This is a genomic window from Rickettsiales bacterium (assembly GCA_041396965.1).
Classification (GTDB): domain Bacteria; phylum Pseudomonadota; class Alphaproteobacteria; order Rickettsiales; family SXRF01; genus SXRF01.
In genome coordinates this window covers 865,285-892,112 of record JAWKXN010000001.1, presented here as the reverse complement: position 1 = coordinate 892,112, position 26,828 = coordinate 865,285, and the positions used below count along the sequence as shown (strand labels likewise).

Genomic DNA, 26,828 nt, shown 5'->3' with positions numbered 1-26,828 from the left:
ATATTCAATAAAAAATTTACTTATTATTTACGATTTTGCTTGCCTGCTTCCAATTTTCTATATAAAATTGGTTGTCCTATGTTAAAAAATAAAACTAAAAAAATATTAGCTAAAGTTTTAGCTATTTCACAACGGGGACGGGACTTTGATTTTGTAATCATCGCTTCTTTGCTGTTTCTCTCCCTATCTGCCTTTAAGGGACAGCCGCTTGTTCATGATATTGAAAAAGAGTTTGCTGAAATAGTTGTACAAGAAGGTAAGAATGACACCACTTCTCGTGAAGATAGTAAAAAACCTTTTATTGTCTCCTCTTCTGAAGGTAAATTATATAAGAAAATATTCTCTAAGCAAGATAAGGGTAATTGGAATGAGGCTGATGAACTTATCACCGAGCTATCAAATGATGTTTTATTAGGAGATGTTCTCGCTGAACGCTACCTGCACGATGATTACAACAGTTCAAAAGCAGAACTTGATTTATGGATAAAAAACTATCCTGATAATTATTATGCTAAGCGTATAGCTAATTTGATTAAAAGGAAATATCCTGATAGGGCTGGAGATTTACCAAAAATAAAAGAATCCAGACATCTTAAAGGATATGGTGACGCTAACTCAACGAATGTACGTTTTGCCAATAAGGAAATAGCTAGACTGTGGAAAAACGCTATTAATGAGTGGAAGAACAACAAAAAGAGTAAATCAGCCGTTACTTTCAAGAAAATAGCGAATATCACCGAAAAAAATAAAGATAAAAAGAATAAAAAACTTTCAAAATGGCAATATTCAGCGGTTAATTTTTGGGCATATCGCAGTAATATAGTAGCGGGAAATAAGCAAGAAGCTGATGTTTTCTTGCGAAGAGCCGCTAGTAATTCTCGTAATTTTTACGGTATACTCGCCAATAAAAAATTGGGCAGAAAACTTGACCTTAATAGAGAGCCAATTTACGGGGTAAAAGTTAACGTAAAAGACCTACTAGCTAATCCTGAGGTAATGAGAATAATAGCTCTTGCTAAATCAGACCTTAATGAAAGAGCTGAAAAGCAAATACGCGCGCTATTCTTTAACGTGAGCAATGAAGAAAGATGGGGTTTATTATCACTAGCTAAATACCTAAAACTACCATCAGCGCAAATTGCGATGGCGAAATATATGGAGCGTGACAACCGTAAACTTGATTTACTTAAATATCCTATTCCTAAATGGCAACCAGAAAATGGCTTTAATATTAACCCATATCTTGTTTACGCTTTAATGCATCAAGAATCTGGTTTCCGCGTCTCAGCGGAAAGTCCGGCGGGCGCTATGGGACTCATGCAGCTAATGCCAAAAACAGCGAGTAAAATGTATTACTCTAATTCAACATCAACAAATGGTAAGAAAAATTTTAAGGATCCGATAGTTAATATAACTCTTGGTGAGCGTTATATAGAAAGACTACTTGAGACCAAAATAGTTGATAATAATCTTATATATATGCTCGCTTCCTATAACGCTGGTATTGGCAATCTAAAAAAATGGAAAGAAAAAACTGACTATAATGATGACCCATTATTATTCATAGAAAATATTCCCTACTGGGAAACACGATATTATGTTATGAAGGTAATGACAAATTACTGGATATATTCTGAGCTTTCTGAGCAAAATGATAGCACCATAACCGCTTTACTGAATAATCAGTGGCCAAAATACCTTCCATCCGAACTATATATTGCTAAATCTGAGCAAACCGCTAATAATGGCTAGGATTATAATCATTTTAGATAATTTTTATGCAAAGCGAGTATAAATTATCTAACAACCAAGCAGAAGTCTAAATATAATGTATTTGCCAGATTTATCTATTGAGATGGAATCATCCGGTGGTGTTGTCGCTGGGGTTGATGAAGCTGGCAGAGGCTCTTGGGCTGGCGTTGTGGTAGCAGCGGCTGTTATACTTGATAGAAAGAATATTCCAGCGGGAATTAATGACTCCAAAAAATTGAAAGCAGCAAAAAGAGAAGAGCTATACGACCATATATTAAACACTTCATATAGTGGTGTTGGCATGGCGGACGCTAAAGAAATAGATTCTCTTAATATATTAGAAGCGACTAAACTAGCCATGTCACGAGCTGTTTTAGAACTTTCCAACAAATTTAATGATAATATAAACTTAGTGCTTATTGATGGTAATAAGTCACCTGTCCTACCCTACCCTACCAAAACTGTTATTAACGGTGATAGCAAAAGCCTTTCAATCGCCGCCGCCAGTATCATCGCCAAAGTAACAAGAGACAGGATTATGAAAGAGCTTTCTATAGTTCACCCTGAATATGGCTGGGAAAGCAACGCTGGATACGGTACAAAAAAGCATATGGCGGCTATAGAGCGTTATGGTATAACTGATTATCACCGCAAAAGCTATAAGCCTATCGCTAAGTTTATAGGTAATAATGCGGAAGAGACTGCCTAAACCTTATAATGATAATAGAGCGATGAATAATAAAAATTACAAAACTATTCATAATCTTCCAAAAAAATTGGCTGTATGTATTGAGCCTCTTACTAGAAAAACATTTAGAAAACATGGTCTTGCTGGTTCAAAAATAATTGAGAACTGGCAGGTAATAGTTGGGAAATCACTATCTAAGCATTGTATCCCACAGAGATTATCTTTTCCGGCAAGCGGACGTAGCAATGGAACTCTATATATAGCGACGGAGAATGGTTTTTCCACTGAACTACAACATGCTCAACCGATTATAATAGAAAGGCTTGCTACCTATTTTGGTTATAAAGCTATCACAAGAATATTAATTACCTACAGCTATACACCAGAAAAAAACGAACTAATTCAGAAAAAAACAAGTTATAGAAAACCACAAATTGATGATACCTGCATAAATCAAATAAATAATATAGAAGATAGTGAATTACGCAATGCGCTGAATAACATGGCTAAGAGCCTAATACATGGCTAATCACGCTACTTATGAATAAAAACATTACATAGTTTTTTTATCCCCGCAAAAATCTACTGGTTTTCACATGGGAAATTGCTGATGGCTCACTCGGTCTGGCTTACCGAGTTTCTTGTCTCCTAAACTCCATTCCCTAACGTCTAATGCCTCTTTTATATTTTGTCTCCGTATTTCCTGTTGGTCGTGCTTCTTGTTCCCTAATCCCTTAATCTCTAGTCCCTAGCTCCTATTTTATACTAGCTTTACATAAAAATTATCCAAAATGATTATAAAATCATTGCATAAGTGACGTTATAGCAGTTAATATGGACGCAGCCTAATACATAAGCAGTTAAGAATTAAAACATAAGAAAGGGATAGCGATGAAAAGGATATTTATTGCGTTTTCAGTTGTGGCCATAAGCGTAGTCACTGGGATGTTATCAATAAACAGTATGGCAAAAGCCGAAGAACAGATAAGCAATGTTCCGAAAAATGTTAGTGCAGCTATGAGTGGTGAGAACAACGTCATAACTGATGACTCAATGGTAAAGAACGCCCCTCTTCCTACTGATTATACGATGGGAAGCAAGGACGCTCCCGTGGTTATGATAGAATATGCTTCTCTTTCCTGTCCGCATTGCGCGCATTTTTATGCTCAAATAATGCCTGAACTTAAGAAAAACTATATAGAAACTGGTAAAATGCTGTATATATTGCGCCAATATCCGCTAAATCTTCCGGCATTAAAAGGAGCTATCTTGGTTGGGTGTGTTGGTGAAAAACAAGGCTCGGAAAAATATTATTTATTTAATAAGGTATTGTTTGATTCGCAAAGCAAATGGGCTTTTGATGGTGGAAGTTGGTTTCCTGGGCTTGAGAAAATCGCCGCTCTTGGTGGAATTAATAAGGAAGAATTCGCTAACTGTGTAAATGATAAAAAACGTGAAGAGGCTGTTATAATAGAGAAAAAGAAAGCTATGGATGAGTTAGCGGTTCCTCATACACCGTATCTTTTCATTGCTGGGAAGCCATATACTGGTGATTTAACTATCAGTGCCATATCCTCGGTTATTGATAGCGCACTGAAGAAAAAATAATCCTTATATTAACTCTGTTCTTGACATAAGGATACTCTGTACATAAATTGCCACCGTCTTTAATATTGGTTTTTGTATGAAAGAAGATGATCGCCTGCCTTCCCTTGATGATTTGCAAGCGAAAATTAATAAATTCAGCAAAAATGATAATTCTGATGATTCTAGTGATAACGGGTCGTCGCCAAGCAGAGATATTTCGCAAGCGATGCGGATGGTTACTGATTTAGCGGCTGGGGTTATTATCGGGGTTGGTTTAGGATATTTTATTGACATTTGGCTTGGCACTACGCCTTTAATGATGATTATTTTGTTGTTTTTTGGTGTTGCGGCAGGCGTAAAGAATATGATAAGAAGCGCGGCGATAATTGATAGACAGTTAACTGAAGAAAATCAAAAGAAGAACGAGACGACAGAAAATAATGAGTCAACAACATGAGCATAACCCTTTAGCGCAGTTTGAGATAAAATCTTTATTTCCTATTGAAGTAGCAGGTTATGATATTAGTTTTACCAATTCAGCTTTATGGATGTTTTTAGTAGTAGCGGCGATTGCTACGCTGTTGCTTCCCGCTTCCCGTAAGGCGGCTATGATTCCCGGTCGTATGCAAAATGTCGGGGAATTACTTATCTCCTTTGTAAAGGATATGATAAAGGAAACATCTGGTCATGAGGGTCTTAAATATTTTCCAATGGTCTTTACCATATTCACCTTCGTGTTGTTCTGTAACTTACTAGGGATGATACCGGGCTCATTTACCGTAACCAGCCATATAATAGTTACTTTCGCGCTGGCGATTTTTATATTCGTTGGGGTTACGCTGATTGCTATATTTAAGCATGGAATAGGAAAATTCCTGCACTTCTTTTTGCCTGAGGGAACTCCTATGTGGATGGCTCCTTTACTGTTTATAATTGAACTTTTCTCTTACCTATCACGTCCGGTAAGCCTTTCAATACGTCTTGCCGCCAATATGATGGCCGGTCACGTTACCATGAAAGTTATCGCCGGTCTTATAATGATATTCGGTGTGGCTATTGGCATACCTACCATGTTCCCATTGCTGATGTTTCTTACAGGTTTTGAGATAGTGATCGCCTTTATACAGGCTTATATATTTACGGTTTTAACCTGCGTTTATCTTAATGACGCGTTGCATTTACATTAATATCAATTTTTAACCATAACTAACAAAAAGGAATTAAATTATGGAAGCTGAATTATACAAACATCTTGCCGAAGGTCTTAAATTTGTAGGCGTTGGTCTTACCGCTTTTGGTTTTCTTGGCGCGGCTCTTGGGGTTGGTAAAATATTCGCAGCTCTTTTAGAAGGTATAGCTCGTAATCCTTCAGCTAAAAGCCAACTAATGACTCCTGCCTTTATCGGCGCGGCGTTCGCGGAATTCATGGGTCTACTTGCTCTAGTGGTAGGTATGGTTCTTATATTCGTTGTATAGTATAAGCACTATATTTAACGTATATAATAGGAGAATCCCGTGCCACAGTTAGATCCTACATGGTTTGTATCACAGCTTTTTTGGCTGTTTGTGTCCTTTACGCTGCTTTATCAGCTGCTATCAAAGATGATATTGCCTCGCCTGCTTGGGGTGATAGATGAGCGTATTGGTACTATGAAATCAGATCTAGACGCGGCACGGGAAATGAAAGAGCGGGCACAGCAAGCCAGAGATTCTTATGAAGAAACTCTAAAAAAATCAAAGCAAGCGGCAAGAAGTCTGATTATTGAGTCTCAACTTTCTTGTAAAACAAGGGCTGAGGAAGCTAATAAATCTCTTGATGAACAGATAGCGGCGCAATCAGCTAAGGCGGCGGCGAGTATTTCCGCTAAGAAGACGGAGTTACTAAAGAATCTTACGCCTGACGCTATGGAATTCTCATCTTTGATAGTGAAAAAACTTACTAACAAATCACCTAGTGACAGCCAATTAAAAACAGCTTTTGAGAAAGCAACATCAATAAATTAAGGAATGATAGAAATGTTTGATCCACATAATCCTTTATTTTGGATAAGTTTAGCTTTTATAGCGTTTGTTGTATTGATATATAAAAAGGTGAGTTCGTTATTATTTAAGGCTCTTGATGATCGTAGCGCTAAAATAAAAAAAGAATTAGAAGACGCGAAGCGTCTGCGCCTAGAGGCTGAGGAAACACTTGCTCTTTATAAACAGAAACAAGAGGATTTTACTAAAGAAGCGGAAGAGATTTTGGCTAAAGCCCGTATAGATGCTGAGGTGGCTACCGATAAAGCTCAAAAGGAATTACGTGAGCATTTGGACGCTCGTCTGAAAAGCGCGCTTGAAAAAATTGAACAGGAAGAAAAGCAAGCTATTGATGAGGTTAAAAACCGTATCGTAGACATCGCTCTTGGTTCGGCGCGTATAGTTATAGCCTCTAACCCTACGGAACTATCACGTGATGGCCTAGTTGACATGATTGTCTCTGATATTGAAAAGAAAATACACTGATACACGGTGTGTACAAAATCCAGATTAACTAAATTTTTCTTGGTTATTACGATAGTATTGTGTTCGTTTTCTACTATTGTTTACGCCGGAGCATGGACAAGAAGAAGTGGTGAGATTTTACTGGTAAGCAATTTTTCCTATTATTTTACCGATAGACGTTTTGATAATTCAGGTAATATACAACCACTTGCTGATTACAGGAAATATGAATTTAATCCATATATTGAGTATGGGTTATATGATGATGTGACGATAGGGGCTAACCTATTCTTGCAACGTGTATCTCAAGAAAATTCTGTATCTGGTAATTGGAATAGCAACTGGGGAATTGGTGATAGCGAGTTCTTTATCAGGAAAAAAATATGGGAAAAGGATGGTCTGTTATTTTCAGTAGAACCAATGATAAAAATCCACTCACCTGAGAACAGAGCCAACCAACCTATTATAGGCAGCAGAGATTTTGATACTGGCATCACTCTTTCTGGAGGTTATAGTTTTGGCTATGCTGGGCTCAATCACTTTGTTAATATTGATGCTAATTACCGTCATAGGTTGGGAGAAGCTAATGATCAAATAAATCTCTATTCCACTCTAGGTCTTTCAATAAATAAAAAAACTATGATACTTACCCAAATGTTTAATAGTTTTCGCTTATCAGATAACAAGAATAGTCAGTTTACTAATTCATCAGGTGATGATTACGACCTAACCAAATTACAGATATCAGCTATGTATGAAGTAAAAGACAATATGTCGCTGCAATTAGGCGCGTTCAGCCATGTAAGTGGGAGAAATACTGGTGGTGGTGACGGAGTAATATTTGCTGTCCATAAAGTGTTTTAATAGATACTAGGGGCTAAGGGCTAAAATATAGATTGCTATACAAGATGCCAGTTTTTATATTTTAGGTTACTTGCAATGGATTTTATCGGACAGGTTTTACTCGCGCGGAAGCTTATACAAGAAAATCAGCTTGAAAGAGTTATAGATATACAAAAAAGAACCGGTAGCAGAATTGGTGATATAGTGCTTGCCGAAGGTATAATGAGCTATCTTGAACTATATAAATCCCTCGCTGACTATCATGGGCTTGCTTTTATTAATCTATTAAAAGAACCTCCTGATGACAAACTTCTATCTGAGAGTGATATAGATGAGTATATAAAATTTAGATTGATTCCCTATAGAAAAACTGAGAGCGAAATAACCGTCGTAACCTCTGAATATAATGATGAGACAAAAAAATGGATCTATAACAAATTTGGTAATGACACCGAGATAGCTTTCACCTCACCAGTTGATATAAGAAAAACCATAGAGCGAGTTTTTGGTAAAGTAATAGAGGAAAACAGCCGTCTTGATCTATGGAGAAAAAAGCCAAGAGCAAGCGCTTTTTCAATTTTATCAACAAAAGCTAGAGGATTTTTTTTATATTTAACCGCATCTTTTCTGGGAATAGTAATCATTTTTCCCGTTCAGGCTATTATTACGTTCGTGATTATATGTAATATTATATTCGCGGTTAATTTACTGTTTCGTATATATATTTTTATAAAAGGCATTGGAAAAAAAGATAAAACAAACTGGCAAGAACTGCTTGCGCGACTTAACGAAAAAAATCTTCCGGTTTATACGCTATTAGTACCTATGTATAAAGAAGCGGAGTCTGTTAATAAGATAATAAAAAATATTGAGCTAATTGACTATCCACCTGAGAAAATGGATATAAAACTTATCTTAGAGGAAGATGATTATGAGACTATATATAAGTCTATCTCTCTAAAACCAAAATATAATTTTGAGATTATAACCGTTCCGGCAAATACACTGAGAACCAAACCAAAAGCTTGTAATTACGCAATGAACTTCGCGCGTGGTGATTACGTAACTATATTTGACGCTGAAGATAAACCTGATGAGCTACAGCTTAAAAAGTCTGTGGCTTATTTTTCCTCACTGCCTGAAGATACTATATGTCTACAAGCGAGACTTACTTACTATAATTATAATGATAATTTCCTTACCTGTTTCTTTAATTTGGAATATAGCATATTATTTGATGTTACTTTGTATGGACTAAAAGAAACTGGAATTCCGATACCTCTAGGAGGAACGAGCAATCATATTTCCATGAAAGCTCTTAAAAATCTTGGCAACTGGGATGCTTATAATGTTACTGAGGATGCGGATCTTGGCATTAGATTGAGTGGATATGGACTAAAAACCTCGCTACTTGACTCAGATACCGAAGAAGAAGCGCCAATTAAACTTTCCTCTTGGATAAGACAACGCTCACGCTGGATTAAAGGCTATATGCAGACTTGGTTGGTGCATATGAGAAATCCAATTACCCTATATAAGAAGCTTGGATTAACTGGATTTATTGGTTTCCAGATATTTATAGGTCTTTCCAGCTTAATATTTCTTACCGCTCCTCTGCTATGGGTTATAGCTCTATCGTGGATTATATTTCCTGAATATTTACATAAATTATCACCATTGCTACATAGCGGATGGCTAGTGAATCTATCTATAATAAACCTTATAGCAAACTTCCTAATCCACTGGTTTATGGTAAGCTATTGTGTCTCACTCAAGGAAGAATCAACCGCTAAATATAAGATAGCGGCGTTATTCTATCCTTTCTATCTAATTTTACACTCTATAGCTAGCTATAAAGCCCTTTACCAACTTATTGTAAAACCTTATTTTTGGGAGAAAACACCGCATGGATTGTCAAAACAGCTAAAAACACCAGCAAATGATTATAAAACTATGAATCATACCTGATAAATATTATTGACTATACTAATAAAAATAACTATAAGGGCAGCCTATTGAAAATTAAGGAATATTGTCATGAAAGTTTTAAGTTCTCTAAAGTCGGCGAAAAAACGTGATAAGGATTGCCGTCTTATCCGCCGCAAAGGTCGTGTATATATCATAAATAAGAAAAATCCTCGTTTTAAGGCTCGTCAAGGCTAATAAGCTGATTGTGTAGGCTTATGCTGCTCTCAGGAAAGAAAATACTGATTGTCGGAATAGCTAATGAGCATTCTATAGCTTATGGCTGCGCTAAGGCTTTAAGTGATATGGGAGCGGAACTTGCCATTACCTATCAGAGTGATAAAGCTAAGTCTTATGTAGAACCTCTCCTTAAAAATCTTAATTGCTCAATATTCCTGCCTTGTGATGTTACTATAACAGGAAATGAAGAAGGTAGTCTTGAATATTTATTCACTGAAATAAAAAATAAATGGGGAATATTGCACTCCGCTTTGCACTCAATTGCCTTCGCTTCAAAGGACGATTTACATGGCAAAGTCACTGATTCTAGTAAAGATGGATTCCTTAACGCTATGGATATTTCCTGCCATTCGTTCATCCGTATGGCTAGACTGGCTGAACCGCTGATGAGTGAGGGTGGTAGTTTGTTTACCATGAGTTATTACGGCTCAGAGAAAGTTGTACAAAATTATGGGCTTATGGGACCGGTAAAAGCGGCTCTTGAATCTAGCGTCCGCTACCTAGCGTCGGAGCTTGGGGAAAAGAACATAAGAGTGAACGCTATTTCACCCGGCCCTCTAAAAACACGAGCCGCTGGCGGAATAAAACATTTTGAGGAATTACTAGCTCTTGCCGCTGCCAAAACTCCCTCTCATCAACTAGTTACTATAGAACAAATAGGAAAGGCTGTCGCCTACCTAACCTCTGACGATGTAGGGAACAGTATAAACGGGCAAACTATATATATAGATGGTGGATTTAATATAATTGGTTAGATTTTTTAGGTTATATTAGACTACACTTAGATCTTTGCCGGAAGCCTGTTGTATGTCATTCAGTCTTTCATTATAAGAAACTACTTTTCTATATACAACTTCTGCTAATCCTAAATCTTTCAAATTTTGAATCTTATCCCTTGATACCGAGTAAGTAAGATTGCGATTGCCCATTCTATCTCTGGGCTCGTTATCCTTGCTTGGTTGCAAATCAACACCTATATTCCTATTTATATCGTTAGGCATAATTAAAAAAGTGTGATGCTTTTTAGAAAGAATTGAGGAAAGCTTTTATAGCTTTTTTCTTTCTATGGAGTTTCAACCCACGGTGGATATTTATTCTTTCCTTGAGGTGAGAGAAGAAGCCTTCTAGATGGTTGGTTGTTGGCGGAATATTCTGTTCTGGAAATTCCTTGTATGTAAATAGCCTGTGCAGATTTTCTTGCACGGAATTATATGCAGAACGCGTCCTTCCGTGCGTAAATCTTCCACCCTTTTTGGCATTCAGGAATCCTTTGTGCTGCTCTGCCAGAGCGTAAAATTGAGCCACAAAATCTTCTGGTTCGGTATTGCATAATTTTTCCATCAACTCCTTCAAATCCTTTGCAGGACGGAGCTTTGGATTATTTCCAGTATATCGCCTTACAATCGCTTTTTGATGGAAAATACACATTTGAATTGGTACTCCACCAAGTGTTTTTCTGATGTTTTCATAAAACCCTTTGCGCCCATCAATGGTCACTGATTTGAAGCAATATCCTGCCTGCACAAGCTCATGCAAAGCTTCACGCAAATGCTTCACTGATTCGGTTTTGATCTCTTGGTAATAAATGATTCTGCTGCCATCATGCGCACAGAAATAGCCATATTCTCTGCCGAAGAAAGACGCATCCATGAGCAGGTTAATCGCTTCTTTTGAGGCAGGAAAAATTAATCCTTCTGCCCACTCAAGAGCATCAAATTCCTTGGTGAGCTTGGGGATGGAAATATCAAGAATGCTAGCAATTTCTGCTAGTGTTCGGCGTTTGTGCAGCCAGTCTAAATAGTAACGCTTATAGTCGGTTTTTTTGCCGCGCTTATCAACCCATTGATGTAAGCACAAGTTGCAACGATACCGTTTACGACCACGCAATTTGCCATTGCTTTTTATGCTGCTCAAACCGCATTTTACACAGCGTTTTTAGACACTTTTATAATCCTTTTTTAAAAATACAGTATATCGCATTGTTTTATAAAGCAATTATGCAGATTCTAGCATCACACTTTTTTAATTATGCCTATCGTTAATACTGGTAGAATTTTGATCATAAACTTCTTGGATACTTCCAGAAGGAACAGACTTGTTCAACACTAAGGTGTATTCTGGAAAATTAGGATCACGACCTTCTACGTGGGAATGATTCTCTATTACCGCTCCCGATAAAAGAATATCATGTAATCTAGTAAGTTTATCGGTGGTGGAGCCATTATTCTGAATTACTTCAAAATTTGCTTTGGCTTGAGGTTTTAATTTATTAGCATACGACATTTTGTATCCTTTTACTCAATATTAAAATATTATTAATGAATAATATCGGACTATATTAAAATACGCAAATATTTTAGCTATATAAACTCACCCACCTTATCAAATAATATATCCAGATATTTTTGTTGAGAAAGCCGGTGATCACCGTCTTTTATTAGGGTAATATTAATATCATCCGAGTTTATGGCATGAGCTATCTTTGCGGAGGTATCAAAAGGAACGTCACTATCTTTCATGCCATGAAGTAAGCGTACCGGCACGTCTATATCTATCTTTTTATCCAAGATAAGATGGTTTCTTCCCTCCTCTATCAACTTCATGGTAATTGGATACGGATCCTCACCATAGCATGATGGAGCGTAGTAAACTCCGTATATACCCATTCTTTCCCGCTGTTCCTCATTTAATTTTTTCCAAATTAAATTCTCTGTAAAATCCGGCGCGCTAGCAATACCAATAAGTGCCGCTAGTTTTTCCTTTCTTTCTATAGCGCATAGCATAGCTATCCAAGCTCCCATGCTAGAGCCAACGAATATATTGTTGTCAGGAGCTATAGAATCAATAATATTAAGTGCGTCTTCTTTCCAGCTACCTATGGTACCATCCATGAATTTTCCATCAGACTCACCGTGCCCGCTATAATCAAAGCGAATGAACATTTGCTCACGTTCTTTACAAAATGTTTCTAGCGATGTTACTTTAGTTCCATTCATATCAGAGTTAAACCCGCCAAAAAACATTACGCACGGTGTTTTTCCAGCACTTAGGTGATAAGCTATTTTTCTATTATTCGCTAATTTAATAAAAGACGGAGACATAATGATTCTATATAATAATTTTTTGTATTATTTATATGTTCTATAATATATATCTAGGCTGAATAGCCATTACTATAAATAAGAACTTACATAAACATGAATTATAAACAACCTATTATTTTACAAGTATTGCCCGAACTTAATAGCGGGGGGGTTGAACGAGGGACTGTTGAGATAGCCGAAGCGATAATAAAAGCTGGAGGAAAGGCGTTGGTTGCCTCCGCCGGTGGTAAAATGTTAAAACAATTGCAGAAAATCGGCGCTGAACATATAGAACTACCTCTTGCAAGTAAAAACCCTTTTATAATGTGGCTTAACTCTATTCGTCTTGCGAGCATCATAAAGAAAAACGATGTTGATATAATCCACGCTCGTTCACGCGCGCCAGCATGGAGCGCATGGCTTGCCGCTGAAAAAACCGGATGTCATTTTCTTACTACCTTTCATGGCACTTATAACATCCAAAATAAGTGGAAGAAAAAGTATAATAGTATAATGGTAAGGGGTGAGAAAGTTATCGCCGTTTCTAATTTTATCGCTAGTCATATACTAGAAAATTATGAGGTTGACGCTAATAAAATAAGAGTAATCCATAGAGGTGTTGACCTTAGAATATTTAATCATGAGCAACATTCCCCACAAAGAATGGTAGAGCTAGCTACCCAATGGCGATTACCTGAGGATCTGCCGCTTATATTATTTCCTGGTAGATTCGCTCGTTGGAAAGGTCAGGAGGTTTTTATAAAGGCACTAGCCCAGATACCTCACCGTGACTTCTTCGCTGTTTTGCTTGGTAATGACAAAGGGCATGAAAAATACCGTGAGGAGATTGAGCAATTAATATTTGACTCAGATCTTGCTGGCAATGTACGAATAGCGAATCATACATATTATATAACCGAAGCTTATATGCTATCAAAGCTGGTGGTCGCCACCTCCATTGAACCGGAGGCGTTTGGAAGAGTCGTTCTAGAAGCGCAGGCTATGGGGAAACCTGTAATAGCGACCAGACATGGTGGTCCGCAAGAGACGGTGATAGATAAAGAAACCGGACTCTTGGTTGAGCCAAATGATGTTGAATCGCTGTCAAAAGCGATAAATAACGTACTGAATATGTCGTCAGATCTACAAAAGCAAGTTGAGCGTGACGCCATGGAAAACGCTAGGCAATTCTCCTTAGATAATATGTGTGAGAAAACTATTGGAGTTTACAAAGAAGTATTAGGATTGCCATAATAATGTTCAGAAAAACCTAATTTGGTTATAGTTATTTGTTGGAGAATAATATGACAATAAAAACCATAGACGCTAATACCTTAAAAAAATGGCTTGATAACAAGGAAGCTTTACTTGTTGATGTAAGAGAATCAGCGGAAAATGAAGCTGAGAATATAAGTGAATCTGTATTAGTTCCATTGTCGCGAATATGCAAAAGCAGTATTCCAGAATGCTCAGAAAAAAAGCTGGTTATACATTGCTTAAGAGGTTCAAGAGGAAAGTCCGCATGTGAGAAAATCCTTAGCGAGGACCCTAATGTTGAGATATATAATTTAGAAGGTGGGATAGAATCATGGAAAGAGGCTGGTCTTCCAGTAAATAAGTCAAAAAAATTCTTCCTTCCATTAGATAGGCAGGTACAGATTACGATTGGGAGTGTAGTGTTACTAACTACTATTCTTGGCTATTTGCTAAACCCATTATTTCTTATAATAACCGGATTTTTCGGGGCTGGGCTTATACTTGCCGGAACAACAGGCTTTTGTGGACTTGCTATTATTATGACGAAGATGCCATGGAATAAAGGAAGCAAGGCTAGCTGTTGTATGACAAAATCTTAGTATAGATTACGAAGATAACCTATTTGCTAAATTTATCCATACTTTGGTAAAGTCTTTTAGCTCTTCTTCTTTACTATTCCAGCCTATACTTACTCTTATAGCGCATTTCGCTAATTCATTTGGCACAGACATAGCTTTTAACACGTGAGACTCTCCTATACGACCGGACGAGCAAGCGGAGCCAGCGCTTACCGCGTAACCGTTTAAGTCAAAATCCATTAGTTGAACTTCACTTTCTACCTTCGGCATTATTATACAACTTGTGTTATACAGTCTTTGCTGCTCTTCTCCTATTATTATACCATTATTTTTCTTTATAGAATCTTCCATATTTCTTAGCCAACCACCTAAAACTTCAACTCTCTTAAAATCAAACTGTTCTATGGCGGCAGCAAAAGACGCTATAGCAGGTATATTTTCAGTTCCCGCTCTACGCCAAAGTTCCTGTCCACCACCGATTATTAATGGCTTGATTACCAAATCATTTTTCACGACTAACGCGGCAGCTCCCAGCGCCCCACCACATTTATGAGCGGATATAGTAAGCATATCAACTCCAAGTAGAGAAAAATCCACTGGAATTTTACCCATAGCTTGTACTGCGTCACAATGCAGCAAAGCATCGTATTTTTTGCATATATCAGATATTTCTTTAACTGGTTGAATAATACCGGTTTCATTATTAGCAAGCATCACTGATACCAATACTGGCTGTGTTTGCTGTGATAACAGATTATCAAGAGTGGTTATGTCTATAACACCTTCTCTGGTTACAGGAATATAGCTTCCTCGTAAATTATCATTATTTTTGATTATAGAGCTATGCTCTATCGCTGAAACCAATAATTTTCTGTCAGGAAAGGCTCTAAGGGCTGTTGTGTTTGCCTCAGTACCGCTTGCCATAAAAACAATCTCATTAGGCCAAACGCTGATATATTCCGCTAATACTCGCCTTGAGTCTTCCATTATTTTTCTAGCTTCACGACCAAAACTATGTATAGCGGAGGCATTTGTCGCTAGTGGTAAAATCTCCCGCATTTTTTCTAATGCTTTTGGAAAGATAGGAGAAGTAGCGTTATAATCAAGATATACAGGCATAACTACAAAATTTTTCTTACTTAGCGGAAATCATTACTTTTATTGATAACATCAGATAAGGAATGTTTTGCCAGATAATCATGAATGACCTCTGACAGACCATACCATAAATTATGGGTCTGACAACGAGCCTTACCTGCGATACATCCATCCTTAGTTTTTGGATCACATCTAGTCATTCTTATTGACTCATCAACGGCTTCTACAATCTCTGAAATATAAATCTCCGTCGGTTTTCTGGTAAGCATATATCCGCCACCCGGACCACGTACTGATTTTACAAGTCCAGCAGATTTTAATTTTCTAAATATCTGTTCTAAATAGGGAGCTGTTATATTCTGACGTGAAGACAGCTCATTAACAGATATTGGAGTATTCTCATCTTGGGTCGCTATGTCAACCATCGCCATAACACCATAACGGGCTTTAGTACCTAGTATCATTTATTTTCCCATTTTCTCGCGCTATTTATAAGCTCCGCGTTTTCACTTTCTAACTCACCGATACGCCCCTTAAGGCTTTCCATATCATCCTGTAGTTTTTTAAGTGTAAGCAATAATGGATCCGATTCCACACTATCCTCAACACATTTTGTGCCACCATAAGCGTCAAACACCTGTTCCTTAGATTCTTTTTTCTCTGATTCCGCTACGACCTTGTCCGTAGACTCCATTACCACCCTTGCCGGAACACCAACTACGGTTGTCCCCTCCTCTACGTCCTTTACTACTACAGCATTTGAGCCAACACGGGCATGGTTACCGATTTTGACCGGTCCTAATATCTGCGCTCCAGCTCCGATAATAACGTCATTTCCTATTTGTGGGTGACGAAGTCCGGTATGAAGAGAAGTACCACCAAGAGTTACATCATGATAAATGGTAACATCATCGCCAATTGTAGCGGTTTCACCTATCACTATCCCCATACCGTGATCAAGAAATAGGCGTTTTCCAATTTTCGCAGCCGGATGTATCTCTATTCCAGTAATAAAACGAGCGAGATACGAGATGAAACGACCAACAAGTTTTAGGTTATTTTGCCATAAAAAATTGGATAATCTATAAAAAACAATAGCATGTATACCAGGATAACATAATACAACCTCAAGTCGTGAGCGCGCGGCTGGATCCCTTGTTCTGATAGAGTCAATATCGTCAATAATTGTCTTGAACATTAGTTGCCACTTTCAATATAACATTCAGAGTAACGTTTGAATGGTAAAAATAAACTCCAAAATTCATCAATATAGTTGAATTATATATAAAAATCAGCTAACGACAATCAAATAAAATTATAACTATACTCGTTTTGGGTAATTTTTATACAAAACGAGTATGAGAACCTCATCCGAAAGATAAGGCTTTGTGCTGCGAAGCAAGCATGAAATTGAATAATGATTATAATTAAAAAAACGCAGAAATAAGGGGAAAGAATGCCTGAAATTATATTTAATGGCTCAGAAGGAAGGCTAGAAGGTCGTTATCATCATAGTGAGTTCAAAACCGCTCCGGTGGCTCTTATAATGCATCCACACCCTCTATATGGCGGCACTATGAACAATAAAATAGTTTACCGTCTATATCATATATTCGCGCAAAACGGATTTTCTGTGCTGCGGTTTAATTTTCGTGGGATAGGTAAATCGCAAGGCACCTATGATGAAGGGATTGGAGAGCTTACCGATGCCGCTACTGCTCTTGACTGGTTGCAAGCACAGAATCCTGACGCGCCAACATGCTGGATAGGCGGGTTTTCCTTTGGCGCATGGATTTCATTACAGCTTCTTATGCGCCGCCCTGAAATTGAGGGTTTTGTAAGTGTTTCCCCACCGGTTAATCTATATGATTTCTCATTTCTTTCACCTTGTCCCGCCGCTGGTATTATTACACAAGGAAGTAAGGATGATATAGTAAGTGAGGAAATAGTGAGTAAGTTCGCGGAAAGACTTACCTCTAGCCACGTAAATCAGGCTGAGTATAAGATAATTGAGGGAGCTGACCATTACTATAGGGGCGTAGAGGACGAGCTGGGGAATATAGTAAATGACTATATTGTAAGACGTATGTCTGATTTTAAGCAGAAACGTAAAGTTCGTCCTGACCGTAAACGCCGCCAATTACCTAGAGATCAATAGGTTATATATATAAAATGTTCTAGGTTAGCATACATATTGCTATGCGCTTATTGCATAGATACCAGCTAAAAACGGCAATTCTTTTCTAGCTTTGTTATTGTTATAAATAATACAAGACATCACGGTAAGATGTAGAAACAATAATAAAATGATAGAGAGAATAGCGATATGAAAATACAAAAAAATACCATACTCAAGATAGTTGCCGCTTTACTTATAGCTTCTTCCCTTCCAGCATGTTCACCTGTTGGCTCAGATTCTTCTAGCCTAGTCGCTCAGGCTTATGAGACTTCTTCTATAATTGACTCTGGTTCATATGATGATGGGTTTAGCAGCATAGCTGCCTTCTAAGGATTAGCTCAAAGTATACTTAAAATATCGCTTATTATCTCAAATCGCCTTATGAATTTAGGGCGGTTTTTTATGTATAATTACATTAGGTGAAAAGACTATATTTATTTACAAAAAATAACCATCATTACAAAAATGTAATCATAGATACATGAATCCGTAACCATAAAAATGCTGTAATCATAACATCCTCAAGTGAGGATAATTGTAAACAATCAATATAACAATCATAAGGATTCATTATATGAATAAACTTCTTTCTCTTCTTGTTATTTTCGGTCTAATTTCTTCTCCTGCTCTTGCTGGAAGTGAAGTTTCAGCTAAAGTTGATAAAGCCGCTAGCAAAATCGCTAAAGTAGCCAAAGAAGAAATCAAAAATGTTGATGAAGCAACTGATGATTCTGAAGAAGCTGGTGAAGAAGCCACTGAAGGTTCTCACGAGTAGTATAGAACCGTAATAATATTACGTTCTATTCCAAAGCCGCCCTTCCGCAAGAAGGGCGGTTTTGTGTTTTATAGGCACATAAAAATACTTTCGCATAGAACAAGGTTTTTAAGTTATAGTAACTTGTGGTAAGACTTACTTGAGTTACTATAGTTCTCAAAATATTAATGAATGAATCAATCAACCTCATCCTCATCAATCAATATACGATGCGCGTCTCCATCTAAATCCTCATACTGGTTATTTTTAACTGACCAGAAAAATCCAGCAAGACCAATGCCACCAAGCAAAAGAGCGAGCGGAATAAGATAGAGAAGAACTGACATTACTGTTCTTCTTTCATTAAGTTAATACGAAAGGAATTAGCGATTACAATAAGTGATGATAGCGACATAGCGATAGCCGCGATTAGTGGAGTCGCGTATCCCATAAGGGCGATAGGTATCGCGATACAGTTATATATAACCGCCAAAACGAAATTTTGCTTTACCAGCATGGTTGAGTATTTTGCCATATTCCATGAATTAACCACCGAGATAAGGCTATCTCCTTGAAATACTATATCAGCGGTGTTTTGGGTTATATCAACCGCGCTCGAGGGAGAAATGGAAACATCCGCCTGCGCTAAGGATGGAGCGTCATTAAGACCGTCACCAACCATAAGTACATTATGTCCATCTTTTTGCAAACGCTTTATTATCTCCGTTTTATCAGCAGGCATAATCCCACCATAATAGTGATCAATAGCAAGCTCACCAGCTATTTTCTCTACTATTGGTTTTCTATCTCCAGATAATAAATATGTGGTTATACCGTTTTTCTTGAAATCGCTCATAACGTTATGCGCACCACTACGCAAAGCATCATGAAAGTTAAAGGTTGTAATAATCTTTCCATTCTCACTTAAATATATTTTTGGCAATGCGTCTTTATCCTCACCGGAATCTGTAATATCAGCTTTACCAAGACGAATATTTTTGCCTTCATACTCCGCCTCAACACCAATAGCGGTAATTTCTTTTACCTTAGCGAAAGATATAATATCACCACTATAAGCCCGACTAATCGCTTTACTATATGGATGTTTGCTATGGGCAGCCAGTGATGCCGCTAGCCCTAGCTCATCATCAGGGTAATTACCAACAAGTTCAGCTTTTCCTTGCGTTATTGTACCAGTCTTATCAAATACCGCGCTATCTATGCGTGACATACGCTCAAAAGCATCACCTGTTTTAAGCATAACTCCACGCTTCATTAACCAACCGGTAGCAAGCACCTGTACTACCGGAACAGCAAGCCCCAAAGCGCATGGACAAGTAATAATCAGAGTGGTTATAGCGATAAGCAACGCTTTCTGCCAAGCAATACCGGCGATAAAATACCAGAAAAGAAATGCCGCCAATGCCAGAAAATGAACAACTGGCGTATAAAGGCTTGCCGCTTTATCAGCAAGCCGTACATATTTCGCTCTGCCCTGCTCAGCTTTTTCCATCAGCCGGATAATGTCGGCAAGCACACTATCCTCAGACGCTTTAAGTACGATACAAGTTATTGGAGATAAGAGATTTACTGTACCGCCATATATTTTATCACCTTTTTTGATAGATCTTGGTATAGTCTCTCCAGTAACTAGACTAGTATCAATATCAGAATTTCCTTCTGTTACCTCAGCGTCGGTTGGCACTTTTTCCCCTGCCGCTACTAAAATCGCCATACCAGATTTTAACTCTGATATTGGAACGCTGTTTTGCTTGCCATCTTTAATTACTGTCGCGTAACCCTTCATAAGAGCAAGTAACCTGCTAGCGTTCTCACGAGCTTTACCACGAGCGCGCGCATCAAGGAAACGCCCGATAAGCAGGAAAAACAGTAACATCACCGCTGAATCAAAATAGGTATGCTCACCGTGATTTATTGTCTCAAATAAACTCATGGCGCAGGCGAGTATAAGGGCTAAAGAAATCGGCACATCCATATTAGTGTGACCATGCCTAAGCACGGCAAATGCTGAGCGAAAAAATGGACGACCAGCGTAAATAACCGTAGGTAGAGCGATAAGCGCGGAAATCCAGTGCATTAAATCACGAGTAGCTATTCCCATAACCGATTGGGTACTGCTCCAAAGAACTACGGAAAGCAGCATGATATTGCCCATAGCAAAACCAGAAACTGCCATACAACGTAATAAAAAACTACCTTCTGTGTCTTTATCTGTTGTTTCCTCAAATGGTTTAATGCTATAGCCAAGCGACTCTACTATCTTCATAAAACGCTTTTGCTTATTTTCATCGCCAAGCCAGCTTAAAGAAAGCCTATTCGTACTCATATTTACGCGTGCGTAGGTAACATCATCTTCACTTTGCAAAGCCGATTCAATAGCGTGAATACAGCGAGCGCAACGCAAACCGTCTATGTGAAAATAGCTACTGTTATTTTCGCTATCTTTATTTCTTACTGATTCCTGATTTTGAATGTTTTGGCTCTTCATGTCTTTGCGCCTTCAATTTCCTTACTTCCTGAACGATATGGTTGTAGTCAAGACCTTTCTCGTAAGCGTTATCTGTCACCACACCTTTATTAGTGGTAATAGCCACGTAAGCGAACACCCCATTTATAGCAAATACCAACAGGAACACCATAACAAAATACCATGGGATGATTCGGTCACGAAATGGTATCCTGCTAGTTTCATTGTTATTTCGCACTGACAAAGACACTCTCCAGATTATCTGTTATTTTTGAATCTAATTCCTCAAGGGTAAACTCTATATCTATCCTCTCTTGTTCCTGTGCTGGCGCTGTTATAAACAGTCTGAAATGACCAACACTATCAGCAAAAACTGGTAAATCATTAGGGTCTATTTTTCCGGCTCCCTGCAAATGTATTATGGGATTATCAATACCGGAAACCGTAAGTTTATATTTCTGATCATCATGAGTTTTATTAAGTATACGTACATCATAACCATTGCGGATTGAGCCATCGGACAATTTTACGAATAGCGGGTTACGATCATGCAAAACATGGAGTTCAAGCGGAAGTCTGGTAAGTAAACTATAAAGCATAATGCCACCAACAATTGTGATAATCGCTGTATAATAAAAGGTACGTGGTCTTAAAATATGTGACCAAATACCAGCCACCGGTTCTCCAGCGTCACGAGCTTCTTGATTAGTTGTGGTATCATAGCGGATAAGACCTTGCGGCAAACCGACTTTATCCATAACTCCATTACAAGCATCTATACATAACCCGCAAGCTATACATTCATATTGCAAACCATCACGTATATCTATACCCATTGGACACACTTGAACACACAGAGAACAATCTATGCAATCACCTTGCTCTTTATTTTCTTCTCTGTCTTTTAGTTTACCACGCTTTTCACCGCGTTTCGTATCATAACCAATAATCAACGTATCACGATCAAACATGGCTGATTGAAAACGGGCGTAAGGGCACATATATTTACATACTTGTTGACGAGCGAAACCAGCCATTAGGTAAGTGGTAAAGGTAAGGGCTATAATCCAACCACCCACTGACCAAGATATTCTAAGCTCAAAAATATTCTCAAGTAAGGTCGGCGCGTCGTTAAAATAAAGTACCCAAGCTCCGCCGGTAAATAGACTAATTATTAGCCAGATTATATGGGTAAGCCCTTTTTGATATATTTTTTTGAAAGTTAGTTTGCTTTCATCTAATTTTTTGCGAGCGTTCCTATCACCTTGAACTATCCTTTCAACCCAGACGAAAAGGTCTGTCCACACGGTTTGGAAACACAGATAACCACACCATACCCGACCAGCAAGAGAGGTTATAAAAAACAATCCAACAGCGGCAAGTATTAAAATACCAGCAAGATAATATACTTCTTGTGGCCATATCTCTATAAAGAAAAAATAGGCTCGGTGATTATTCATATCAATGAGTACAGCCTGATCCGGAGCGTTAGGTCCTCTGTCCCAACGGATAAATGGAGTAAGGTAATAAATAGATAGAGTTATTACCATTACTACCCATTTGATAATACGATAACGTCCCCAAACCCGCTTCGGATAGATTTTAGGTTCTTTGGCGAAATACTGTATCTGTTCGGTAGTACCGCTCATTTTCAACTAACCCAATTATAATTTTCATACACAATTAGTAATCAACAGCTTGTATAAACAAAGTACTAGGTACTAGGTACTAACTACACCTACTCACCACCACCAAGACTATGCACATAAATAGTGAGTTCTCTTATAGTATCCTCATTAAGACGATCTACCCATGCTGGCATCATCCCGTGTTTAGGATGACGTATTTGGCTCACAATCGCCGCTTTACTACCATCCTTACTTTTAAGCCAAATAGCGTCCGCCAGATTAGGCGCACCAACCTCACGACTTCCCCTCGCGTTATTGCCATGACAAGCGGCGCAATTTTCTCTAAACACACGCTCACCAAGTGGGAGCGCGGCTATTTCCTTAGCACTTATATTATCTGGCGGTATCTTACTTTTACCACTATTTAATCCTTCAACATACTCAGCTACCGCGTCTATCTCCTTAGCGTTTAACATATCGCCAAACGCTGGCATCACTGATTGCCTGCCATCATCATGCATGCGGATACCATGTTTTATAGTTTGATATATACTCGCCATGTCGCCACCCCATATCCAGTCATCATCATTAAGATTTGGGTAATTAGGAGCGCCAGCACCACCAGTACCATGACAAGTCGCGCAATTATCCTTAAATGCTGCTTTCCCTCCGGCAATAGCGAAATTATATAGCTCCGGATCATTTATTATTTCGTTAAAGCTAGCTTTGCTGAAACGCTTAAGATATCCAGCCCTGCGGTCCTCAATTTCCTTTTGCTGTTCTTTAAGATCCTTATGCTGAGTCCATTCAAAAGCACCTTTAGTACCTCCCTTTTCTCCTTCACCAGAAAGGGTTGGCCAAGCTGGATACACTACCCAATAACCGATAGACCATATAATGCTTATATAAAACCACCACAACCACCAACGTGGTGATGGGTTATTATACTCTCTAATACCATCCCATTCATGACCGGTAGTTTCAACTTCTTGTCGTCCGCTCTTTTCTTTATGCTCTGCCATTATCATCCTCATCATCAAATGGTATGTTTTTCAATTTTTCAATATCCTGCCTACGGCTAGGCGAATACGCCCATACAAGAATCGCTGAAAATAATATAAAGAAGAACAGCAACCCTATTATACCTGCGTTAGCGGAAGCAAACATCTCTTTCATTATTTAACTTCCTCAATCTTTTTTGAAGTTTTCTCTGTGATCACTTCCGTATTTGCTTCGCCAACATTATCCTTATTAGCTTTGTCAGTTATATTCTCTGCTTTATCCAGTAACTCTGGCTTAAAGTCCTTAAAATCAACCAATGTTCCAAGCATTTGCAGGTAAGCCACTAAAGCATCCATTTCAGAGGTAAAATGTGGATTTCCATCAAAATCCCGAATATTTACTTTATCTCCATAGCGTTTGCGGAGAGCTTCGGCATTTGCGCTATCTGGACGCACTTGTGCCATAGCGTCATTATAAGAATTCTCTATCATCTCATCACTATACGGAACACCAACAGCGCGTAAAGCCTTCAGATGTTTTCCTATTTTACGTAAATCCACACCGTCTTTTAACAAATGGGAATAGTTAGGCATAATAGACTCTGGTACAAGTGAACGCGGACTCAATAAATGCTGAACTTGCCATTCATCAGAATATTTACCACCAACCCTTGCCAAATCAGGACCAGTGCGCTTTGAACCCCACTGCGCGGGATGGTCATACATACTTTCTGCTGCTAGTGAATAATTACCATAACGCTCCACTTCATCACGCAGTGAGCGTATTTGTTGACTATGACAATTATAGCAACCTTCCCTAACATATATATCCTGTCCGGCTAGCTCTAAAGGGGTATATGGGCGCATACCACTTACTGGCTCAATATAAACCTCTTTACGAAATAAAGGTACAATCTCAATAAGCCCACCAATAGATACTGTTATGATTATCAGTATCAGCATAAGCATGGAGTTTTTTTCTATCTTATCATGTTTTATCATGCGGATGCTCCTTTCCATCCAACGTTCAATACTTTGTTATATTCTGGTTCAGACCTGCGCTCTCCTTTAATAGTCATCCAGAAATTATAGCTCATGATTAGTGCTCCGACCAAAAATAACACTCCGCCAATGGCTCGTATTAAATAGAATGGGTGCAACGCCATTACAGCCTCAACAAAGCTATATTCGAGGAATCCCATTTCGTTATAATCACGCCACATTATACCCTGCATGATTCCGCCAACCCACATAGAAGCCAAATAAAGAACAATACCGGTGGTAGCTATCCACAAATGCATATTGACTAAACGCATTGAGTATAGACGGTTTCCCCAGAGTTTTGGCACCAAATAATATAACGCGCCAAAAGTGATGAAAGCAACCCAGCCAAGCGCGCCGGAATGAACATGGGCTATAGTCCATTCAGTATAATGACTAAGGCTATTTACTTCCTTAATAGATAGGAGTGATCCCTCAAAAGTCGCCATACCATAAAATGAAAGTGCGATAATCATGAAGCGTAACACTGGATCCTCACGCAGCTTATGCCACGCCCCAGAAAGTATCATCATTCCGTTAATCATCCCTCCCCAACTCGGGACAAGCAACATAACCGAGAAGGTCATACCAAGCGTCTGTGCCCATTCGGGAAGAGCGGTGTAATGAAGATGGTGAGGTCCCGCCCATATGTATATAAATATTAATGACCAAAAATGAACAATAGAAAGACGGTAAGAATAGACAGGTTTTTCAGCACGTTTTGGTACAAAATAATACATCATACCAAGAAAACCAGAAGTAAGTAGGAAGCCAACCGCATTGTGTCCATACCACCACTGCACCAGAGAGTCCTGTACACCAGACCAATATATATATGATTTGCTGCCGGTAATCTCAACCGGAACGGCTACATTATTTCCAAGATGCAATACCGCTATAGTGATAATAAATGATAAGTAGAACCAGTTAGCGACATAAATATGCGGCTCTTTTCGCTGACGCAAAGTCATCATATATACTAACAAATAGACCACCCATACTATGGTAAGCCATAAATCAGCGTACCATTCTGGCTCAGCATATTCTTTTGCCTGAGTAATTCCGTCAAGATAACCAAAAGCTGCCATTAATATAAAAAGCTGATACCCCCAAAAGGTAAATAACGCTAGACCACCTCCCCAAAGACCTGTTCGGCAGGTACGCTGTAATACAAAATATGATGTGCCGATAAGAGCGTTACCGGCAAAAGCAAAAATAACCGCAGAGGTATGCAGAGGACGTAAACGACCAAAGGTAAAATACGGCTCAAGATTTAACTGCGGGAAAGCCATCTGAAAGGCAATAAAAACACCAACAGCAAATCCAACAACTCCCCAAAAAATTGTCGCTATGGTAAACAGCTTTACCACGTAATCATTATAATCAGGTTTTAACGAATCCTGCATAGTTACTCCTAGTATATAAACTTATATATGACCTATCAAATAGCTTCATATTATTAATTAAATCATAATTTCAAAAAATTTAGACTGACTCCAAATAAAACAACCCCATTTATTACCATAAGACCTCGCCTCGCTTGTCCGGATATAGAAGGATATATATCAACAAAACGTGACATATAATTCGCCACTATCTGAATAATTGGTGTAGTGGAGATGCCGAATATAAACATCGTAAAAATTACTTCATAAACATTATCTAACAATGAAACAGGTAGTAATAGCGAGTAAACCATAGCGCATGGTATAAACCCGATTATCAGACCGCTCATATACAAAATGAATGGTACAGGAATTGAAGATATTGCGTAATCAAGTAAATAACCTGTTCGCTGATGACAACAACTATTTTTTCCACATGGTAGGATAGCACCCATAATAAAAGCCGCCCCGACAAGCATTATTGCCATATTTATATATGTATTTAATTTTCCATTAAAAAGCCATTTTGATAAAGAAAACGCCAGCACTCCTATTATAATATAAGCACTTATTCTACCAGCATGGTAATATATTATGGTATTTTGTGATTTCTTCATTTCCTTTAATTTTAATATTTGCGTTGCTATTAGTGATGAACACACCACTCCACAATAGCTAAAACTACCAATAACACCAGCTAATATCACAGCCAACACGAGTGGATAGTCTTGAGTAAAAAAAGATGAGCATTGCGCAAAAAATATTTCCATATGCCGC

General features: G+C 38.2%; 34 protein-coding genes. 18 read left to right on the top strand and 16 right to left on the bottom strand.

Annotation, left to right across the window (positions count from 1 at the left end; genetic code table 11):
- Positions 1 to 78 precede the first annotated feature (78 nt).
- The 13 genes from R3D71_04515 to fabI all read left to right on the top strand — a co-directional run bounded on the left by R3D71_04515 (position 79) and on the right by fabI (position 10,314).
- Positions 79 to 1,752, top strand: a complete 1,674-nt coding sequence (locus R3D71_04515) for a transglycosylase SLT domain-containing protein (GenBank protein MEZ5690912.1) — start codon at positions 79 to 81, stop codon at positions 1,750 to 1,752.
- A gap of 76 nt (positions 1,753 to 1,828) precedes the next feature.
- Positions 1,829 to 2,461, top strand: a complete 633-nt coding sequence (locus tag R3D71_04510) for a ribonuclease HII (GenBank protein ID MEZ5690911.1) — start codon at positions 1,829 to 1,831, stop codon at positions 2,459 to 2,461.
- Positions 2,442 to 2,969, top strand: a complete 528-nt coding sequence (locus R3D71_04505; protein ID MEZ5690910.1) for a DUF721 domain-containing protein — start codon at positions 2,442 to 2,444, stop codon at positions 2,967 to 2,969. Before R3D71_04510 ends, R3D71_04505 begins: the two co-directional genes overlap by 20 nt.
- Positions 2,970 to 3,331: 362 nt before the next feature.
- Complete coding sequence (locus R3D71_04500; protein MEZ5690909.1) at positions 3,332 to 4,048, top strand: thioredoxin domain-containing protein; 717 nt, start codon at positions 3,332 to 3,334, stop codon at positions 4,046 to 4,048.
- Positions 4,049 to 4,124: 76 nt separating this feature from the next.
- Positions 4,125 to 4,484 carry an AtpZ/AtpI family protein gene (locus R3D71_04495; GenBank protein MEZ5690908.1) on the top strand — a complete coding sequence of 120 codons (360 nt, stop codon included), beginning with the start codon at positions 4,125 to 4,127 and terminating at the stop codon, positions 4,482 to 4,484.
- Positions 4,468 to 5,214, top strand: a complete 747-nt coding sequence (locus tag R3D71_04490; GenBank protein ID MEZ5690907.1) for a F0F1 ATP synthase subunit A — start codon at positions 4,468 to 4,470, stop codon at positions 5,212 to 5,214. Before R3D71_04495 ends, R3D71_04490 begins: the two co-directional genes overlap by 17 nt.
- 40 nt (positions 5,215 to 5,254) lie before the next feature.
- A complete protein-coding gene (locus tag R3D71_04485) occupies positions 5,255 to 5,503 on the top strand; it encodes a F0F1 ATP synthase subunit C (protein MEZ5690906.1) in 249 nt (82 codons plus the stop codon).
- 39 nt (positions 5,504 to 5,542) lie between these two features.
- Positions 5,543 to 6,031, top strand: coding sequence for a hypothetical protein (locus R3D71_04480; GenBank protein MEZ5690905.1), 489 nt, complete (start codon positions 5,543 to 5,545; stop codon positions 6,029 to 6,031).
- A 12-nt stretch (positions 6,032 to 6,043) separates the two neighbouring features.
- Positions 6,044 to 6,532, top strand: coding sequence for a hypothetical protein (locus tag R3D71_04475; protein MEZ5690904.1), 489 nt, complete (start codon positions 6,044 to 6,046; stop codon positions 6,530 to 6,532).
- Between the two features lie 39 nt (positions 6,533 to 6,571).
- Complete coding sequence (locus R3D71_04470) at positions 6,572 to 7,375, top strand: hypothetical protein (protein MEZ5690903.1); 804 nt, start codon at positions 6,572 to 6,574, stop codon at positions 7,373 to 7,375.
- Positions 7,376 to 7,450: 75 nt separating this feature from the next.
- Positions 7,451 to 9,322 (top strand): glycosyltransferase family 2 protein, encoded by a 1,872-nt coding sequence (locus tag R3D71_04465; GenBank protein MEZ5690902.1) that lies wholly within the window; start codon positions 7,451 to 7,453, stop codon positions 9,320 to 9,322.
- A gap of 69 nt (positions 9,323 to 9,391) precedes the next feature.
- The gene (gene ykgO, locus R3D71_04460; GenBank protein MEZ5690901.1) at positions 9,392 to 9,517 is read left to right on the top strand and encodes a type B 50S ribosomal protein L36; all 126 of its coding nucleotides are present in this window, start codon (positions 9,392 to 9,394) and stop codon (positions 9,515 to 9,517) included.
- Positions 9,518 to 9,537: 20 nt separating this feature from the next.
- Entirely contained in the window at positions 9,538 to 10,314 is a 777-nt protein-coding gene (fabI, locus tag R3D71_04455; GenBank protein ID MEZ5690900.1) for an enoyl-ACP reductase FabI, read from the top strand.
- Between the two features lie 15 nt (positions 10,315 to 10,329).
- On the opposite strand, the gene R3D71_04450 is transcribed toward fabI, so the two are convergent.
- The 4 genes from R3D71_04450 to R3D71_04435 form a co-directional block, all read right to left on the bottom strand.
- On the bottom strand, positions 10,330 to 10,560 hold the full coding sequence (locus R3D71_04450) for a hypothetical protein (GenBank protein ID MEZ5690899.1): 231 nt from the start codon (positions 10,558 to 10,560) through the stop codon (positions 10,330 to 10,332).
- Positions 10,561 to 10,582: 22 nt separating this feature from the next.
- Positions 10,583 to 11,473, bottom strand: coding sequence for a hypothetical protein (locus R3D71_04445; GenBank protein ID MEZ5690898.1), 891 nt, complete (start codon positions 11,471 to 11,473; stop codon positions 10,583 to 10,585).
- Between the two features lie 108 nt (positions 11,474 to 11,581).
- Positions 11,582 to 11,842, bottom strand: a complete 261-nt coding sequence (locus R3D71_04440) for a hypothetical protein (protein MEZ5690897.1) — start codon at positions 11,840 to 11,842, stop codon at positions 11,582 to 11,584.
- Between the two features lie 77 nt (positions 11,843 to 11,919).
- Positions 11,920 to 12,660 (bottom strand): alpha/beta hydrolase, encoded by a 741-nt coding sequence (locus R3D71_04435; GenBank protein MEZ5690896.1) that lies wholly within the window; start codon positions 12,658 to 12,660, stop codon positions 11,920 to 11,922.
- Positions 12,661 to 12,756: 96 nt separating this feature from the next.
- Between R3D71_04435 and R3D71_04430 the strand changes: the two genes are divergently transcribed.
- The gene (locus R3D71_04430; protein ID MEZ5690895.1) at positions 12,757 to 13,896 is read left to right on the top strand and encodes a glycosyltransferase family 4 protein; all 1,140 of its coding nucleotides are present in this window, start codon (positions 12,757 to 12,759) and stop codon (positions 13,894 to 13,896) included.
- 50 nt (positions 13,897 to 13,946) lie between these two features.
- On the top strand, positions 13,947 to 14,498 hold the full coding sequence (locus R3D71_04425; GenBank protein ID MEZ5690894.1) for a rhodanese family protein: 552 nt from the start codon (positions 13,947 to 13,949) through the stop codon (positions 14,496 to 14,498).
- Positions 14,499 to 14,504: 6 nt separating this feature from the next.
- Here the strand turns inward: R3D71_04425 and R3D71_04420 are convergent, their stop codons facing one another.
- The 3 genes from R3D71_04420 to cysE are packed head-to-tail and all read right to left on the bottom strand — an operon-like array spanning position 14,505 to position 16,773.
- Positions 14,505 to 15,596 (bottom strand): cysteine desulfurase family protein, encoded by a 1,092-nt coding sequence (locus R3D71_04420; GenBank protein ID MEZ5690893.1) that lies wholly within the window; start codon positions 15,594 to 15,596, stop codon positions 14,505 to 14,507.
- 20 nt (positions 15,597 to 15,616) lie between these two features.
- Positions 15,617 to 16,039: an Rrf2 family transcriptional regulator gene (locus R3D71_04415; GenBank protein MEZ5690892.1), complete on the bottom strand. Its 423-nt coding sequence runs from the start codon at positions 16,037 to 16,039 to the stop codon at positions 15,617 to 15,619.
- Entirely contained in the window at positions 16,036 to 16,773 is a 738-nt protein-coding gene (gene cysE, locus R3D71_04410) for a serine O-acetyltransferase (GenBank protein ID MEZ5690891.1), read from the bottom strand. Before cysE ends, R3D71_04415 begins: the two co-directional genes overlap by 4 nt.
- A gap of 258 nt (positions 16,774 to 17,031) precedes the next feature.
- Here cysE and R3D71_04405 point away from each other — a divergent pair, with 258 nt between their 5' ends.
- The 3 genes from R3D71_04405 to R3D71_04395 all read left to right on the top strand — a co-directional run bounded on the left by R3D71_04405 (position 17,032) and on the right by R3D71_04395 (position 18,529).
- Complete coding sequence (locus R3D71_04405; GenBank protein MEZ5690890.1) at positions 17,032 to 17,733, top strand: alpha/beta hydrolase; 702 nt, start codon at positions 17,032 to 17,034, stop codon at positions 17,731 to 17,733.
- A gap of 168 nt (positions 17,734 to 17,901) precedes the next feature.
- Positions 17,902 to 18,084: a hypothetical protein gene (locus R3D71_04400; protein MEZ5690889.1), complete on the top strand. Its 183-nt coding sequence runs from the start codon at positions 17,902 to 17,904 to the stop codon at positions 18,082 to 18,084.
- A 244-nt stretch (positions 18,085 to 18,328) separates the two neighbouring features.
- The gene (locus R3D71_04395) at positions 18,329 to 18,529 is read left to right on the top strand and encodes a hypothetical protein (protein ID MEZ5690888.1); all 201 of its coding nucleotides are present in this window, start codon (positions 18,329 to 18,331) and stop codon (positions 18,527 to 18,529) included.
- Positions 18,530 to 18,705: 176 nt separating this feature from the next.
- Here R3D71_04395 and ccoS read toward each other — a convergent pair whose 3' ends face one another.
- From ccoS to R3D71_04350, 9 genes are all read right to left on the bottom strand, one after another.
- Positions 18,706 to 18,855 (bottom strand): cbb3-type cytochrome oxidase assembly protein CcoS, encoded by a 150-nt coding sequence (ccoS, locus tag R3D71_04390; protein ID MEZ5690887.1) that lies wholly within the window; start codon positions 18,853 to 18,855, stop codon positions 18,706 to 18,708.
- Positions 18,855 to 21,017 (bottom strand): heavy metal translocating P-type ATPase, encoded by a 2,163-nt coding sequence (locus R3D71_04385; GenBank protein ID MEZ5690886.1) that lies wholly within the window; start codon positions 21,015 to 21,017, stop codon positions 18,855 to 18,857. Before R3D71_04385 ends, ccoS begins: the two co-directional genes overlap by 1 nt.
- Positions 20,974 to 21,234, bottom strand: a complete 261-nt coding sequence (locus tag R3D71_04380) for a FixH family protein (protein ID MEZ5690885.1) — start codon at positions 21,232 to 21,234, stop codon at positions 20,974 to 20,976. Before R3D71_04380 ends, R3D71_04385 begins: the two co-directional genes overlap by 44 nt.
- Positions 21,224 to 22,645, bottom strand: coding sequence for a cytochrome c oxidase accessory protein CcoG (gene ccoG, locus R3D71_04375; GenBank protein MEZ5690884.1), 1,422 nt, complete (start codon positions 22,643 to 22,645; stop codon positions 21,224 to 21,226). Before ccoG ends, R3D71_04380 begins: the two co-directional genes overlap by 11 nt.
- Positions 22,646 to 22,734: 89 nt before the next feature.
- Positions 22,735 to 23,646: a cytochrome-c oxidase, cbb3-type subunit III gene (ccoP, locus tag R3D71_04370; protein MEZ5690883.1), complete on the bottom strand. Its 912-nt coding sequence runs from the start codon at positions 23,644 to 23,646 to the stop codon at positions 22,735 to 22,737.
- On the bottom strand, positions 23,633 to 23,800 hold the full coding sequence (locus tag R3D71_04365) for a cbb3-type cytochrome c oxidase subunit 3 (protein ID MEZ5690882.1): 168 nt from the start codon (positions 23,798 to 23,800) through the stop codon (positions 23,633 to 23,635). The genes ccoP and R3D71_04365 overlap by 14 nt, the downstream gene beginning before the upstream one ends.
- Complete coding sequence (gene ccoO, locus R3D71_04360) at positions 23,800 to 24,627, bottom strand: cytochrome-c oxidase, cbb3-type subunit II (protein MEZ5690881.1); 828 nt, start codon at positions 24,625 to 24,627, stop codon at positions 23,800 to 23,802. The genes R3D71_04365 and ccoO overlap by 1 nt, the downstream gene beginning before the upstream one ends.
- Positions 24,624 to 26,072: a cytochrome-c oxidase, cbb3-type subunit I gene (ccoN, locus tag R3D71_04355; protein ID MEZ5690880.1), complete on the bottom strand. Its 1,449-nt coding sequence runs from the start codon at positions 26,070 to 26,072 to the stop codon at positions 24,624 to 24,626. Before ccoN ends, ccoO begins: the two co-directional genes overlap by 4 nt.
- 62 nt (positions 26,073 to 26,134) lie before the next feature.
- Complete coding sequence (locus R3D71_04350) at positions 26,135 to 26,821, bottom strand: sulfite exporter TauE/SafE family protein (protein ID MEZ5690879.1); 687 nt, start codon at positions 26,819 to 26,821, stop codon at positions 26,135 to 26,137.
- Positions 26,822 to 26,828 lie beyond the last annotated feature (7 nt).

Excerpts from the sequence above, each read along its gene's own strand:
- ccoG (MEZ5690884.1), bottom strand. The coding sequence starts at position 22,645 with ATGAGCGGTACTACCGAACAGATACAGTATTTCGCCAAAGAACCTAAA.
- R3D71_04490 (MEZ5690907.1), top strand. The coding sequence starts at position 4,468 with ATGAGTCAACAACATGAGCATAACCCTTTAGCGCAGTTTGAGATAAAA.
- R3D71_04350 (MEZ5690879.1), bottom strand. The coding sequence starts at position 26,821 with ATGGAAATATTTTTTGCGCAATGCTCATCTTTTTTTACTCAAGACTAT.
- cysE (MEZ5690891.1), bottom strand. The coding sequence starts at position 16,773 with ATGTTCAAGACAATTATTGACGATATTGACTCTATCAGAACAAGGGAT.
- R3D71_04400 (MEZ5690889.1), top strand. The coding sequence starts at position 17,902 with ATGAAAATACAAAAAAATACCATACTCAAGATAGTTGCCGCTTTACTT.
- R3D71_04465 (MEZ5690902.1), top strand. The coding sequence starts at position 7,451 with ATGGATTTTATCGGACAGGTTTTACTCGCGCGGAAGCTTATACAAGAA.
- ccoO (MEZ5690881.1), bottom strand. The coding sequence starts at position 24,627 with ATGATAAAACATGATAAGATAGAAAAAAACTCCATGCTTATGCTGATA.
- R3D71_04475 (MEZ5690904.1), top strand. The coding sequence starts at position 6,044 with ATGTTTGATCCACATAATCCTTTATTTTGGATAAGTTTAGCTTTTATA.
- R3D71_04435 (MEZ5690896.1), bottom strand. The coding sequence starts at position 12,660 with ATGTCTCCGTCTTTTATTAAATTAGCGAATAATAGAAAAATAGCTTAT.
- ccoN (MEZ5690880.1), bottom strand. The coding sequence starts at position 26,072 with ATGCAGGATTCGTTAAAACCTGATTATAATGATTACGTGGTAAAGCTG.
- R3D71_04450 (MEZ5690899.1), bottom strand. The coding sequence starts at position 10,560 with ATGCCTAACGATATAAATAGGAATATAGGTGTTGATTTGCAACCAAGC.
- R3D71_04420 (MEZ5690893.1), bottom strand. The coding sequence starts at position 15,596 with ATGCCTGTATATCTTGATTATAACGCTACTTCTCCTATCTTTCCAAAA.
- ykgO (MEZ5690901.1), top strand. The coding sequence starts at position 9,392 with ATGAAAGTTTTAAGTTCTCTAAAGTCGGCGAAAAAACGTGATAAGGAT.
- R3D71_04510 (MEZ5690911.1), top strand. The coding sequence starts at position 1,829 with ATGTATTTGCCAGATTTATCTATTGAGATGGAATCATCCGGTGGTGTT.
- R3D71_04430 (MEZ5690895.1), top strand. The coding sequence starts at position 12,757 with ATGAATTATAAACAACCTATTATTTTACAAGTATTGCCCGAACTTAAT.
- R3D71_04485 (MEZ5690906.1), top strand. The coding sequence starts at position 5,255 with ATGGAAGCTGAATTATACAAACATCTTGCCGAAGGTCTTAAATTTGTA.
- R3D71_04405 (MEZ5690890.1), top strand. The coding sequence starts at position 17,032 with ATGCCTGAAATTATATTTAATGGCTCAGAAGGAAGGCTAGAAGGTCGT.
- R3D71_04365 (MEZ5690882.1), bottom strand. The coding sequence starts at position 23,800 with ATGAAAGAGATGTTTGCTTCCGCTAACGCAGGTATAATAGGGTTGCTG.
- R3D71_04425 (MEZ5690894.1), top strand. The coding sequence starts at position 13,947 with ATGACAATAAAAACCATAGACGCTAATACCTTAAAAAAATGGCTTGAT.
- R3D71_04415 (MEZ5690892.1), bottom strand. The coding sequence starts at position 16,039 with ATGATACTAGGTACTAAAGCCCGTTATGGTGTTATGGCGATGGTTGAC.
- R3D71_04500 (MEZ5690909.1), top strand. The coding sequence starts at position 3,332 with ATGAAAAGGATATTTATTGCGTTTTCAGTTGTGGCCATAAGCGTAGTC.
- R3D71_04385 (MEZ5690886.1), bottom strand. The coding sequence starts at position 21,017 with ATGAAGAGCCAAAACATTCAAAATCAGGAATCAGTAAGAAATAAAGAT.
- fabI (MEZ5690900.1), top strand. The coding sequence starts at position 9,538 with ATGCTGCTCTCAGGAAAGAAAATACTGATTGTCGGAATAGCTAATGAG.
- ccoS (MEZ5690887.1), bottom strand. The coding sequence starts at position 18,855 with ATGTCAGTTCTTCTCTATCTTATTCCGCTCGCTCTTTTGCTTGGTGGC.
- R3D71_04495 (MEZ5690908.1), top strand. The coding sequence starts at position 4,125 with ATGAAAGAAGATGATCGCCTGCCTTCCCTTGATGATTTGCAAGCGAAA.
- R3D71_04395 (MEZ5690888.1), top strand. The coding sequence starts at position 18,329 with ATGAATAAACTTCTTTCTCTTCTTGTTATTTTCGGTCTAATTTCTTCT.
- R3D71_04505 (MEZ5690910.1), top strand. The coding sequence starts at position 2,442 with ATGCGGAAGAGACTGCCTAAACCTTATAATGATAATAGAGCGATGAAT.
- ccoP (MEZ5690883.1), bottom strand. The coding sequence starts at position 23,646 with ATGGCAGAGCATAAAGAAAAGAGCGGACGACAAGAAGTTGAAACTACC.
- R3D71_04440 (MEZ5690897.1), bottom strand. The coding sequence starts at position 11,842 with ATGTCGTATGCTAATAAATTAAAACCTCAAGCCAAAGCAAATTTTGAA.
- R3D71_04515 (MEZ5690912.1), top strand. The coding sequence starts at position 79 with ATGTTAAAAAATAAAACTAAAAAAATATTAGCTAAAGTTTTAGCTATT.